Raw genomic sequence first — 13,342 nt, forward strand, 5'->3', positions numbered from 1 at the left:
AGAACTATAGGAACACCAAGCAGGGCTCTGCCAGGCATATCGGGACGATGATGTCGTCGCCGCAGCAGACTGGGCGGGCTTTGGGCGGATACCTCGACCAGGGTGAGAGGGGAGTGGCTCCCATCGGTGACGTTCCAGTCCGAGCCTTGCCCGCCCACTGCCGTGCGTACCGCATGCCGAAACCGCAGGCGCGCAGCGCGGTTCGGGAGCCTTTCCGGGGCCTGCTGCGCCCCCGCTGTTGCCCGGGCGGCTGCGTCACAACTCGGTCCACGGCCGTGCTTTGCCCCCGGCGAGAGGCTTCCAGACGTTGCCGGTGGGGCCTGGGTTTTCGAGGTCGTCGAGGATGGCTGCGCCCATGGGTACCTGCCGGGCGAGTGCGGCGACGAGGGGGTGTTCGGCCGCCATGGCCTGCAGGTCGCTGATGCGGTTGCCGAGGACGGTACGGGAGGCCCCGGTCAGGACGAACAGGATGCGGGGGAAGACGGGGTACCAGCGCAGCCATATCGGCCCCGGGGTGGGCTGGCGTGTGCGGGGCCGGCCGACGAGTTGCGGTTCGTACGTCCACAGGCGGGCGTATTCGATGAGTTTGGTGGCGAGGCGCTCGCTGCTCATGGTCGCCCGGTCGACTTCGATGAACGCGCGGAGCTGGGTGCGCTGGTGGTCTGTGGTGAGGGTGTAGTGCATGAGGGCGTCGGCGATGAGGCGCTCGCCGTCGCCGAGGGGGTGGGAGACCTCGGGGGTCCAGTCCCAGGGGCCGTGCTCGTCGCCGCGCTGTCGGGCGTCGGTGACGAAGGCGAGGTGGGTGCGCAGGACGGTGAGGGTGTGCGGGGTTTTGAGCGAGGCGGCTGTCGCCGTGGTGATGGGGTAGGGGGGCCGGCCGCGCAGGGCGGGGAAGTCGCGGGTGAGGCGGGCGCCTTCGCGGGTGAGGAACCACAGGCGGGACCGGTTGGAGGCGGGCAGCACCGCGGCATCCACCAGGCCTTCGTGGCGCAGTTTGTTCAGCGGCGCGGAGAGGGTCTGCAGCCGTGCGTGGGGACGGAGGAGTTCATGGAGCTGAGAGGTGGTCGCGATGCGGTGCTGGGCGAGCGCAGCCAGGAGCTGATGCGCCAGCGTCTCGCCGGGACTCGGCCGACCTCCAGTGGGCGGGGACTCGAAGGGGGTGCTCACGGCTGATACCTCTTCTTCTTGCCCGGCCGGGTACGCGGGCCGGTCGCGGCGGCGTGGCGGGTGACGAAGCGGGTCACACGGGTCAGCTGCTTTTCGGCCCGGTCGGTGAGCTGCGGAAGGGGTGCGGCGCCCGCCGCGGCCTGGGCGGCGCGCTCCACTGCCGCCGCCTCGTGGGGGCGGGCGTAGTCGGCGAAGACGTCATCGAGGTGCGGGCCGGTGATGCGGACGGGGCCGACACGGCGGCCTTCGACGGTCAGTGACATGTAGTGCTCGAACCGGTCCAGAGAAGCGACGACTTCGGGGCTGGGGTGGTCGCCCCATTCGGCGGTGATCGGGGTGATGGCGGACTGCGAGCCCGCGGTCGAGGCCAGAGTCGAGGCGTTCTGCACCAGCGACAGCTTCACCGGCATAGGAAGGCGGCCCAGGAGCTGGGTCATGCCGTGGACGTGAACGCGGTATTTGCGGAAGTCCTCGAACATCGCGGCGATCGTCTCGGGGGCCGCGCCGGTCAGCGTGATCAGTTCGTCGAAGTAGGAGCGGAACGGCACCCGCTGGTCTTCGGGGGTGTCGCGGCGCGAGCGGACGGCGCGCAACAGGTCGCGGGCGAGGAGCGCGGTGATGAGCCGGTCGGTGGGCCCGTTGCCGCCCGGGCACACCCACACGATCATCTTCGTGTCCATGGCGGCGCGGATGTTGTAGACGCCGGCGGGCTGTCCGAGGAAGGCGCGGGTCACCGGGTTCGCGGCGAGGCGGGCGATCGGGTTGAGGACCACGGCGAACGCGTCGGCGGGAAGCGTGGGGAACACCGTGTGCCACCAGGAGCGGGTCTCCTCGTCCAGGCACCCCTCCACCGCCGTGAGGGCTGCGGCACGGAAGGCGGGGTCGGTGAGCAGGGAGCGGGTGTGGAAGATCGTGGCCTGGTCCTCGGGCTTCCCGGCGTGGCAGGCGGCCTCGTTGACGGCCACCAGCACCGCCAGTGCCGCGGTGAAGATGGTCAGTGCCCGCGGTGCTGTGGCATCGTCCCAGCCCAGCACGGACGCGTACGCGTCGGCGGTCGCTTCGACGACCTCGTGGGCGACCTGTCCCTGGTGCATGCCGATCGGGTTCCAGCAGCTGATCTGCGGAGTCGGCCCGTGTGCGTTGAGGTCGATGAGCGCGATCCGTTCCATCAGATGGTCGTGGGCCAAGAAGGGCAGCGCGCGCGGCCACGAGTCGCGGTGGGGGTCGACGAACATGAGTCCGCCGCCGGCGTGGGCCCAGCCGATGGCCTGGGCCAAGGCGCGTTCGGTCTTGCCGCCGCCTGCTTTGCCGACGCCGACCTCGAAGAGCGTCTCGCGCGCGTAGGTGGCGACCAGGCGACGGCGGCCGTCCGGCCCGCGGTAGATCCCCTGCAACAGCAGGTCGGGATTGCCGTGTGCGAAGGTCGGCAGGTCGCCGGCCAGTAGGGGCAGGCGGCAGTGCACGGTGGGAGGCTTGAGCAGACCGGTCAGTTCGTCCAGCTGGACCCAGTTGGCGCGCGGCGGCTGGCAGTGCCCCAGATTCCAGCGGCGTTCGAAGGCGCGGCGGCTGGGCCAGCGGTCCGCGCCGATCCGCCAGGGACCCACCCGCAGCCCGCGCATCGCCCACCGTGACCCGCCGCCGAACACATCCAGCGCCGCCTGGAGCTGAGCGAGCCGGGCCTCGGCCCGGCCTTTGGTGTGGGAGGCGCACATCACCAGCAACTGCACCCGCACCAGGTGGTCGTCGTCGGCGAGTTTGCCCAGCGCGTCGGCCGGATCGATGCGGCGGGGGACCGGCGGCATCACCAGCCGCCGCCCGCCACCGCTGTTCTTTCCGGTCACCAGCTGCTGCACCTGCCAGGCCAGCGAGTCCTCGATCCCCAAGGCGTCCTGCCGTATCCACCGGGCGGCCCGCTGGGCCTCGCGCCGTTCCATGCGGCGCGCCTGCGTCATCAGTTGCAGACGTCGCGCGCGCAGCGACGTTTTGGGGGCGCGCTGGATGTCGAGCCGTATCTCGGCCAGGTCACCCAGGTCGGCCCGCAGGTCGGACACAGCATCGACGAGCGGCTGGAGCGGGTCGGGGGAGAGGGGTACTTCGCGCAGCGGCGCGGTGGGCCTGCCGCGCAGGATGAACTCCGCCCGCACCACATGGGTGCGCGGCTTGTCCGTCAGCGAGCCGGCCCTGTTCACTGTCACCCCGGGGCCGAACGGGGTGATCGACAACAGGCGTTCACCGCCTGCCGGTCCTTCGATCCGGTAGCGCAGCGGGCTGGAGCCGTCTGCGCGCAGCCGGATCTGCACCGTCTTTGAGCGCCGCGGCGCCCACCACGGCATGGAGGTCGAGGCCCGGGCGAGCTGGACACCCCGGCGGAAAATCTCCTCGATACCAGGATCGAAATGCCGCGACGGCACGAGCTCCAGCGCCATCCGCTGCGCCGAGGCCTTACGCGCCAGACGGCGCACCACCACCTCACCCGCCACCCACAGGCTGATGGCGGCCGCGGCCACCACCCACCAATAAGTGATCACCCAGCCCACGGCATGCACGACGCCCAGCACGAGCCCGAGGAACGGCGCGGACGCCGCCTCGCCTGCCGGTCCGGTCACGTACGGGGCCGCGGTATCCACGTGATGCCCTCCTTCTTCGACAGGGTGCGGGCGAAGTGCCAGTCGGTGATGCGGCCTTCCGCGTAGGCGCCGCCCCGATCAGCGCCCGCCCACACCAGATGCACCACCGCCCGGTCAGCAGCCCCCTCCCGGCGGGCGACCGCGGCCTGGACGCGCCAACGCGCGGCAGAGAACGCCGGGGCCAGCGCCTGGCCCGAGGTGGGGAAGACGGTGGGCCACTGCGCGCGGCCGACGCCGGTGGCATCCGCCCGCAGTAGCGCGCGGCCGGCGTCGAGCAATACCCGCTCATCAGCGGGCGCAAGGTCGGCGGGCCAGGCCGCCTCCAGGCTCCGTTGAATGACCGCGTCGCCGCCCAGGCCGTCGCCGCGCGGGGGCAGAGCGGAGGTGGTGGCCGTGGGCGACGACTGGGGTGGCGTCGCGGCGCCAGACGTGTCGGGGGCCAGTGGGGTCGAGGGAGAAGCACTGTGGACCGGTGGCTGACGGGTGGTGGGGTGCTCGGTCGGCGCTGGCGTCGGGGATGAAGGCTCCTGCCGGTCGGGCACGCCCAGCAGGGCAACTCCGCCGACGGCCAACATGACGGTGCTCAGCAACAGCAGACGTGGGGAGCGCGGTGTGGTGGTCACAGCAGCCTGGCTCCCCCCGCGTAGCCGGACATGGCGGTGACGGCGTCGAGGCGCACGACAGTCCCTGGGCGGGCGGCGTTGACCATCTGCCCGCCGCCCACATAGATCCCGACGTGGTAGATCGTCGCGTCGCGCCCGGGAGCGTAGGCGTAGAAGGTCAGGTCCCCGGGGCGCAGAGCGCTGGTGCCGAGGCCGGCCGGGATCCGCTTTCCCACCCCAGCCTGTTCGGCTGCGGTGCGCGGCAGGCGCACCCCGGCCTTGGCGTACGCGTACGCGGTGAGCCCGGAGCAGTCGAAGCCCTTAATGCTGGTGCCGCTCTTGCCGCTGGGGGTGCAGCAGATCCCGTAGGTGGGGCCGCTGGCATCGCCGCCGCCCCAGGAGTACGGCACCCCCTTCTGGGCGAGGGCGGCCTGGATGACGGTGCGGACCGTGCCGGTCAAGTGGTTCGTCGCCGGGCCGGCGGCGGCCGCCGCCGTGTACTGGTCGATCCAGCCCAGCACCTCCGCCACGTACGCGGTGGAGTGGTTGTACTGCCAGATCGCCGCTTCGAGCTGTGAACGCTGCGCCAGATCACGGCCGTTCCCACAGAGGTAGAGAGCGGCGCCGAGGGCGGCGTCGTCCGCGTTGTGCGGATCGGCTATTCCGTCATCGTTGGCGTCCTTGCCTGTCGACTCCCAAGTGGAGGGCAGGAACTGGAAAGGACCGACCGCACGTTCACCTTGAGAGGTGCCGTCCCACTTGCCGCCGTCGGTGTCGGTAACTGTCGTGGTGTTGCCGCCCTGCCCGGAGCCGTTGAGCAAGACCCCATAGATCCGGGGGCGGATGTCGCCGTTGGCGGCGATGGTCCGGCCGACGGCGTGGTTGGACTCGACCTTCGAGATCCCCGCCAGGACGGGCCAGCGCATCCCCCGGCACTTCGGTACGTACGCGCCGACGTGCTCGGCAGCGTTCTTGTAGGCGGTGAGCATCCGGGCCGGGATGTCCGCCGCGCTGCCGCCCTCAACGAGGCCACCGTCGTCCTGCGCCCGTGTTCTGAGCGTTACGTATGCGCTGATCGCGTTGGATACGGGGGCCGCGCAGCACGTGGCGGCGAACACCAGCAGCGCCAGCAGGCATCTCCACCGCCGGACGCGGCGTCCAGAACGCGTCATTCTTGCTCGCCGCCCTTGTTCCGCCGGCGGGCCCGTTGCTGGCGCAGGCGTTCGGCTTCGGGGGCGGTCCTGCGCATCAACTCCTGCATCCGGGCCCGCGCCTCCTGGCGCGCCTGCCCGCGGGCGCTCCCGCCGCCGGGAAGCACGGCCTGGTGAAGATCGGGGCGAGCGCGGCGCCCAGGACCGTCCGGGTGCGACGGCTGTGCCGGGGGCGTGGTTGTAGAGGGGGCACCCGTTGCTTGGGCGGTCCGTCCGGCGGGGGCCGGAGGGCCCGCAGGACGTCCGGGGGACGCTGGCCGAGCCGGGGTTACCGGGCGGGAGGTGACTGTCGATGTGCCTGTGGTCGGTAGGCGGCGGCTGGGGAACGGGCCGGGGCCGCCGCGGTCGGTGTTCTCCCGCACGTCATGGGAGGCGTGCCGTGCGGTGTCGTGCCAGGCGCGGCCGTCCTCGCGCCAGGTGTTGCCCCACACCCGCACCTGCTGGCGGGCGTCGCGGGTGTAGCGCGAGGCGACGGTGTCGCCCGCGCGGGTCCGGCGGACGTTGGCCGGGAGCCCGACGGTCGCCCCGTAAGCGGTCCGGCCGCCACGGTGCAGGATGCGGTAACCGCGGTAGCGGACCAGCCGGTTGTGTGCCCGGGTGGAGAGCAGGGTGCGGTCGGTGTGCTGGTCGTGCAGCACCGTGTCGCTGTTGCGGTCGATGATCTGGCCGTCGGCGTCGCGGTAGCGGTCCGGTGGCCCACCGGGCCGACGCGGACCGGTGCCGCCCGAGCCATCGCTCCCGCCACCCGACGGTCCGCCACCGTTGGTGTCCGTGTCGGCGGTGGGTTTGCGCCACTTGGCCAGCTGCTCCTTGTCCGGCCGTCGTCCGATCAGCAGCCAGTGCCCGCCCCTGACGCCGAGCCGCGCCCCGAGCCCGCCGATTGCGGCGGCCGCGGTGAGGGGGGCGAGTCCGCGTCCGACTTCGGCACTGGCGTCGGCCAGCATCGCGCCGGTGTCCACCGGCATCCCCGTCCCGTCGGCCAGGGAGCTCAGCGCGCCCAGCAGGCGCTGGCGGGTGCCGAGCATCCCGTACCGGCCGCCGGTGCCGGTGAACAGGCGCAGCCCACCGCCGTATCCGCCCAGCGCTGCGGGGGAGTTCATGGCGAGCGCGGCCCCGAGTTCGGAGGTGTCGCCCGGCAGGTGGGTGCCGCCGATCTTGGCGTAGCGCATCCGCATCGCCATCCGCCGCCCGAACGAGCTGATGCCGCCAAGCAGGCGGCGGTGCCCGGCCGTACCGGCGATGGCCAGGACGTCGATGAGCAGGATCCGCTCCACCATCAGGTCCGGGCCGTTCGTGACGGTGGCATCTATGGCGATCCCGAAGAACGGGATGAACGCGCAGATCCCGACCACCGCGACGATCGCGATGCCCCACAGGGACAGCCACTTCCACACCGACTGCCGGGCCGGTCCCGGGAGCATGCCCGCGACGAAGGTGATGCCGCCGGCGGCCGCGGCCGCCACGCACACGCCCTGCGTGCCCAGCAGCACGACCGCGGAGGACAGGAGCATGCCGCAGATGAACAGTGCGGCGACCAGGAGGAGCCCGGCGCCGCCGACCCGCCACCAGGTGGGCCGTTCCGCGTAGGCGGCGCAGGCCTTGCCGACCGGCCCCGTCTTCTTGAGATCCGTGAGGAAGGCGGCGAACTCCTGGTCGTCCTCGCCCAGCACCGGATGGGGCGAATCGAGTAGGTCACCGGCCGCGGTCAGGGACGGCAGGACGTCGCGGCGGTCGGGTGCCGCGCCGCCTTGTCCGGCCAGGCAGTACTGCTTGGCGGGGCCCTTGATCAGGCTGCACGGCCCGCCCGGCACATCGTCCCTGGGCTTGTAGCCGCCGGTGACCCACTTCAGATGCACCGCATACGCGGCACGGTCGGATGCCTTGCCGGGGTCGAGGATGCGCCCGTACTGCAGCAGCATGAAGGGCTTGACGATCAGAGCGTTGGTGAGCGAGTCCTGGAGCGGGCGGGCCACCGCCACGGCAGCGGCAGGCTCGTGCCCTGGTTGGGCGAGGCAGGTTCGTTCGCCGTTGCCCGTCATGGCATCGCAGGGGCCGCGGCTGGCGAGCTTGCCGCCCCAGTCATAGGCGCCGACGCTCTGCTGGGCGACCTCGGCACCGACCTGCTGGGCCTGCCCCAGCGGCCCGGACTCGGCGAGCAGGGTGTCGGGGCGGATGAGCGCAGAGGCGGCGATCGCCCCGATCAGCAGGGTGAGGAAGATTTCCCCCAGCCCCCGGCCGACCCGGCCGCGCACCAGCATGAAGGCGGCGAAGACGAATGCCCACGCCAGCAGCAGCCCCTTCAACCCCAGGGTGTCGACCACGACGTTGTCGTAGGTGTCGGCCGCCTTCTGCGCGGGGCGGGTGAGGATCTTGAGCAGCGGGAAGCGGAAGGCCACCTCGACTGCCCATCCGGCGAGGCCGACCAGCAGCCGGACCAGGGTGAACAGACCGGACAGGGCGAAGGCGAGGGCCTGGCTCTTGAAGGCGACGATGGAGCCGCCGGAGGCGTTCAGCTCGTACCCGTCGATCGGCACCCCCTCGGACGAGGCGATGTTCAGCGGCGCGAGCAGATCCCCGGTCTCAGCATTGCTGCTGGCGGCGTAGACGACCTGGGTGTTCACCACGACGAACACCCAGGTGAGCAGCACGACGAAGCCGAGTGAACGCCACGTCGCACGGTGGGGACGCAGCATCTCAGCCCCGCCCCGGCCCAGGCAGGCACCCCACCTGCCACACCACCAGGCCGATCACACCCACACCCGCCACACCCACACCGGCCGAGTCCAACGCGTCGGCCAGGCCGACGTTCACCGCACACGGGCCTTGCTGAACAAGATCCGGGGCGGGGTCAAAGGCCCGCCCGGTGCGGGGCCACCATCCCGCTGGCACGCCCCCTGCGACCGTGAGGGCGATGACACCACAGGCGATGGTGATCAGAGCGAAGGCCACACTCGCGGCCACTGCGCCCTCCCGGATGCGGCTCCAGGGCGACGCGATCATTGGAAGGCCGCCTTCGGATGGGGGCCGGTCGCCTGGGGGTCGGGTGGCTGCGGCGTTGACGGCGCGGCAGGCCCCGGGCGGTGGTCGCCGGGTGTGGTGGTGATGGAGGAGGTGATGCGGGCGATGCGGGGAATGACGGCTTTGACGCGGCCGGTGTTCTGCCTTGGGCAGGCCAGCAGGAACTCGCCTTCGCGGCCCTGATGGCCGACGGGGGACAGGCCGGTGGTGACCAGCCGCAGCAGCGCATCGTCGTTGGGGTCGAGCCCAACGAACTCGAGGCCCCGGCGGGCCCGCTCGCGATCCGCGGTGCGGGCGAGAGCCCGGTAGGCCATCAGGCCACGGTCGGGGCCCAGTTCGAGGGCGTCGTGGGAGGCGCCGAGCAGGCCGGCGCCGTGTTTGCGGCCGTCGTGGAGGATCTCGTGCACCAGGGCGGTGCCTTCGGCGGAGGAGGTGAGCCAGTACAGCTCGTCCAGCACCACCGCGGTGAACCGATCAGGGTCCGCGAACGCGGTCTGGCGGGCGAGGGCTGCGATCAGGTAGAGCACCGCGCGGCCGATCAGCGCCTCCAGCGGCTGCTGGTGCAGAACCTCGGGCTTGTCGAACGCCGCCTTGGGGGGAAGCGTCAGACCGGCCGTAGTGATCACGATCATGTCGGTGGTGCTGGACGCGTCCAGGCGCACCGGCGCCAACGTCGGATCGAAGACCATCCGCGCCAGCGGGTTGGTGGCGACGACCCGGATCAGCCCGGCGAGCGTGGCGGCCGCGTCCTGCCGCTTACCGGACCCCGTGGTGGCCATCTGTTCCAGGACGCCCACGACCTGCTGCATGCAGGGGGTGTCGCTGGCGGCGGCCTGCTCGACGGCGTGGTGGAGGACTTCACCGCTGGTGCTCATGGGACCGATGCCGAGCTGGAGAGTGAGGTAGGACAAGGCGTAGTGGCGGCCCTCGGGCCCGCCGAAGATCCGCAGCGGGTCGATGGACACCTCTGCTTCGGCGGCGTCGATGATCTGGGCACGGCCGTCGGTGGCGGTGCGCGCGAAGGTAGCCCACTCGCGTACGGGGGTGCGGTCGATGCAGATGGCGCAGCCACCGCGCGCCCACACCGCCTCCGCGATCAGTTTCTGCAGCACGGACTTGCCCGCGCCCAGGTCCCCGACGATGCCCATCGAGGCGGACGCGTCGACCTTGGGCGCATCCGCCACATTGATCATGACGGGGCGGGTGGTGCCGCAGTCCAGGTCGATGCCGAGGAACATCCCGTTCGGGTCGCCGACCTCGCTCACAGTGAGGGCCCCGTTCAAGGCCCAGTCCTCCGAGACCTGGTGCTGGGTGAACTCCCGTACCAGGCCCGGCCGGGCGGTGCCCGGCAGGCCGAGCGTGAACAGGGCTTCTTGCAGGCCGGCTGGGCGCACGGCCCGGTAGTCGGCACCCCCGAGCAGGGCAGCCAGGGCTCGCGCGCGGGCGTCGCAGACGGCGGCGGTGGGCCCCCACACGCTCAGCACGGTGACCGACTGCACCTCCACCTCGACCGACGTGCGGGACAGACGCGCATCGAGCTCACCCAGGTCGCGGGCCGCATCCGGCAGGGAAGCGGGCATGCCGGTCGGGCGGACGTCGTACTGCTCGGCCTGGTCGATCAACTCCGTCTTCTTACGGCGCACCTGCTGACGCGCCTTCTCCGCGGACACGAGCGTGAGGTCGACGGTGTAGTCGATAGGGAAGTCGAGGCTCTCCAGCTGGGCGAACAGATCCGCGGCACCCTGGCTGACCGCGGGCGGGCACTCGGCCAGCGCGAGGTGCGCCTGATAGCCCACCCCCGTCTCGGACTCGACCTGCAGCCACCGCCGCCTCAGCGGCGAACTCGTCTTCAGCCGCCACCAGGACCCACGGCCAGAGCGGGTGACCTGGCCGCCCGCGTTCGTGAGCTTGCTGGCGTCGTCGAGCACCGGGTCGATGCCGCCCTCGTGCAGGCGGACCTGGCCAAGGTCGGCATAACTGGGCGACCGCAGCACGCCATCGCGGATCTGCCCGTTGCACAGATCGCTGCTCTCGGCCTCGGCCAGCAGCGGCTCCGGCAGGCCGCGGTGCAGGGCGTGCTGGATCATCCACACGACCTCCGCCGGACGGGCCGGACGCAACGCGATCCCACCGGCGAGCGCTGACTCCACCCGGGAGGCCTGCTCGCGATACGCCATCACCTCGCGCCGCGCCACCGGCACCGGGCGCAGGCCCAGCTTCGGAGAAATCTCCGCCCACACCGCGCCCAGCTGCGCCGACACCTGCAGCCGGGCGGCGTCGGTGCGCAGGGGCACGGCCAGCCACAGGGTGCGGCGGTGCATCTCCTCCTGGTCCAGCAGGTCCAGCGTGGCCTCGATGGTCTCCACCCACGGATGCGGCCCGGCATCGGGGCCTTGCCCGGAGGGTTCGATGCCCTCGATCATCTTGTGGGCGACCTCCCCCGGGTCCACCTGAGCGCACAGCCCGAACAGACGCGGGCTGCCGGACAGCGAGCGGACCAAGTGGGTGACGTGGGCCAGCTGTTCGTCGCGGACCGCGGCGGGAACGTAGGTGCCCTGGACGCTCTCGGCGTGCTGGCCTTGCGTGTCGGGACCGGGGCGCAGGCGGTAGAGGGCCCAGACGCTGCCCTGTGTCGACCACACCAGGTGCCCGGCGATGTGACGGATCGGCACCCTCACCGCACACCCCCGCTCTCGGAGAGTGCGAGCAACTGCTGCACAGCCGACACCGGCCGCACCGGAGCTGGAGAACCCGCAGAAGCGGTCCGGACCGGAGAGTGGGGCGAAGACGGAGGTTGTGCGGACCTGCTCCGGCGGGGCGCCCGCGCGGACGGCGGAGCCGCCCCCAGCGACGCGGCCGATGCGACCGGGGCGCACCCGGCCTCGATGCTGAAGCCGCCGAGCAGCGCTCGTGGCACGCGGTCGCGGGCGGCCCGCCCGCCGATCCGCCCGCCCCGCGGCTGCCAGCCGAGCAGCATCCATCCCACGGCGGCCTGGAGCGGGGCGCGCCCCCTCATCTTCGGCCGGCGTACGGTCCAGACGGCCAGGACCCAGGCCGCAATCGGCACCGGCCCCATCCACGACCACCAGCTGATGGTCTTGACCAGGAGCAGGCCGCCGCCGACGGCGACCGTGATCTGCGCCGGGGTGTACGGCCCGAGGGGGATTCGCCAGTCGGCGACCTTGCCCAGCACCCAGGGGTGGCGGCGTGCCGTGGTGTAGAAGCGACCCACCCGCCCGGCGGTCGCGCTCACAACGAGCCTCCGTCGCTCGGCGCATGTGCGCGGGACGCTGTGGGGTCGACCTGTTGGACGAGGCCGGGGAAGGGGGCGCCCTTGGAGGGGTTGTTCACCTCGTCCTCGAACATCTTCGCCAGGCTGTCGCGCGAGTTGTACAGCCCGAGCGCGATGATCATCAGCAGCAGGGCGCCGATCCCGGCCTTGAGACTGAATTTCTGGATCATGATGACGACCACCAGGCAGACCAGGCCGGCCTGCAGGCCCTTGGTCGCCCACTCCTTGAACATGTTGATCCAGCTGTCACCGAGATCGTTGAGCTCTCCCGCGAGCATCAGACTGTGCACCGTGTTCACCGGGCACCCCCGTCCTGGGCGGTCCCGGAGTCCAATGCCGTGATCTCCCAGCGGCCAGAGCGGGCCTTGAGGGCCAGTTCGTACGCCAGCGGCCAGCGGCCGACGCGGTCGCGGGCCTCCACCGCCGCCAGGACCCGGACCGTGGTGCCGTCCGCCGGAACACGCTCAGCTGCCGCTACCGTCTCGGCGGCGGATATCCGCTGCACCGTTGCCCCTTGGAACGGGGCAGGGGAGACAGCGCTCAACTTCACGCCCGGTGCGAGGTAACGCTCGACCTCGCCGGCCCCGGTGAGGTAGGCGCCGAGGAACTGCCCGATGGCGGAAGTCAGATCACCGGCCGGGACTGACACGCCGTACGGCGACTTCGCCATCGCGGCCCGGCCCGGTCCGGCCACCACACCCGGCGCACCGGTCACGGCGAACGAGGAGCCTGAGGCATCGGCGGCAACCGGGACCGCGTAGTAGCGCACCGTGCCGTCGGCGTACTGCGCGGCCACCGTCACCGACCACATGCCCCTGGCGCGCTGCGCACTGCGCAGCGCGGTCACCGACGCGGGCGCCGACTGCGCACCCGCCGACTCGGGCAAGTCGACGCCGGGCGCCATGGACTGCGCAAGCCGCGCCTGTGCACTCGACGGATCACTCGTCGTGCTGCGCAGCCACGCGCCGACGAACAGCTGCGCAAAGCCCGCTGGGGCCGCGTAAGCGGCGGTCGTCGTGCTGCGCGACGGCGCGGGGCTCGCCGGGGTGGCCGTCTTCACCGTGGGTGCGCTGGAGGCGACGGCGACCGCCAGGGCGACGGGACCGGAGGCTATAACGCCCCACAGGGCGAGGCGCGAGAGGCGGACACGCCGCCGCATCGCCTCCAGCCGCGCGCCCCCCGCCATCGGAGCAGCAGCCGCGCTCAGCGGGGCCTGCTGCATGCCAGAGGACATGTTCGAACTCCCAGGTCAGAATGGGTGATTACTGACCTCGAGAAAACCTGCCGACCCCCACCACACCACCCACCACCAGACCCCCACCACAGTCACGAACAGGACACAAAAGCCGTGGTGGGGCTCATGGGGGCCCACCCATGCCCCCACCACGCCGCGCGGGCTTCGTCCGGCGGGGGCAACAAGTGCTG

At 71.8% G+C, this 13,342-nt stretch carries 9 protein-coding genes; all 9 read right to left on the reverse strand.

All coding sequences use genetic code 11. The features are described from left to right. Window positions 1-255: 255 nt before the first annotated feature. Window positions 256-1,167 carry a replication-relaxation family protein gene (locus OG965_RS39630; RefSeq protein WP_371647865.1) on the reverse strand — a complete coding sequence of 304 codons (912 nt, stop codon included), beginning with the start codon at window positions 1,165-1,167 and terminating at the stop codon, window positions 256-258. Continuing rightward, window positions 1,164-3,794 (reverse strand): ATP/GTP-binding protein, encoded by a 2,631-nt coding sequence (locus OG965_RS39635; protein WP_371647863.1) that lies wholly within the window; start codon window positions 3,792-3,794, stop codon window positions 1,164-1,166. Before OG965_RS39635 ends, OG965_RS39630 begins: the two co-directional genes overlap by 4 nt. Continuing rightward, window positions 3,770-4,417: a hypothetical protein gene (locus OG965_RS39640; protein WP_371647861.1), complete on the reverse strand. Its 648-nt coding sequence runs from the start codon at window positions 4,415-4,417 to the stop codon at window positions 3,770-3,772. The genes OG965_RS39635 and OG965_RS39640 overlap by 25 nt, the downstream gene beginning before the upstream one ends. Further along, entirely contained in the window at window positions 4,414-5,568 is a 1,155-nt protein-coding gene (locus tag OG965_RS39645; RefSeq protein WP_371647859.1) for a C40 family peptidase, read from the reverse strand. The genes OG965_RS39640 and OG965_RS39645 overlap by 4 nt, the downstream gene beginning before the upstream one ends. Then, the gene (locus tag OG965_RS39650; protein ID WP_371647857.1) at window positions 5,565-8,300 is read right to left on the reverse strand and encodes a hypothetical protein; all 2,736 of its coding nucleotides are present in this window, start codon (window positions 8,298-8,300) and stop codon (window positions 5,565-5,567) included. The genes OG965_RS39645 and OG965_RS39650 overlap by 4 nt, the downstream gene beginning before the upstream one ends. A 303-nt stretch (window positions 8,301-8,603) precedes the next feature. Continuing rightward, window positions 8,604-11,303 (reverse strand): ATP-binding protein, encoded by a 2,700-nt coding sequence (locus OG965_RS39655; RefSeq protein ID WP_371647855.1) that lies wholly within the window; start codon window positions 11,301-11,303, stop codon window positions 8,604-8,606. Further along, window positions 11,300-11,878 carry a hypothetical protein gene (locus OG965_RS39660; protein ID WP_371647853.1) on the reverse strand — a complete coding sequence of 193 codons (579 nt, stop codon included), beginning with the start codon at window positions 11,876-11,878 and terminating at the stop codon, window positions 11,300-11,302. The genes OG965_RS39655 and OG965_RS39660 overlap by 4 nt, the downstream gene beginning before the upstream one ends. Further along, complete coding sequence (locus OG965_RS39665) at window positions 11,875-12,216, reverse strand: hypothetical protein (RefSeq protein ID WP_371647851.1); 342 nt, start codon at window positions 12,214-12,216, stop codon at window positions 11,875-11,877. The genes OG965_RS39660 and OG965_RS39665 overlap by 4 nt, the downstream gene beginning before the upstream one ends. Further along, the gene (locus tag OG965_RS39670) at window positions 12,213-13,151 is read right to left on the reverse strand and encodes a conjugal transfer protein (protein WP_371647849.1); all 939 of its coding nucleotides are present in this window, start codon (window positions 13,149-13,151) and stop codon (window positions 12,213-12,215) included. Before OG965_RS39670 ends, OG965_RS39665 begins: the two co-directional genes overlap by 4 nt. Window positions 13,152-13,342: the final 191 nt, after the last annotated feature.

Source organism: Streptomyces sp. NBC_00224 (assembly GCF_041435195.1).
In the GTDB taxonomy this organism is placed as follows: Bacteria; Actinomycetota; Actinomycetes; order Streptomycetales; family Streptomycetaceae; genus Streptomyces.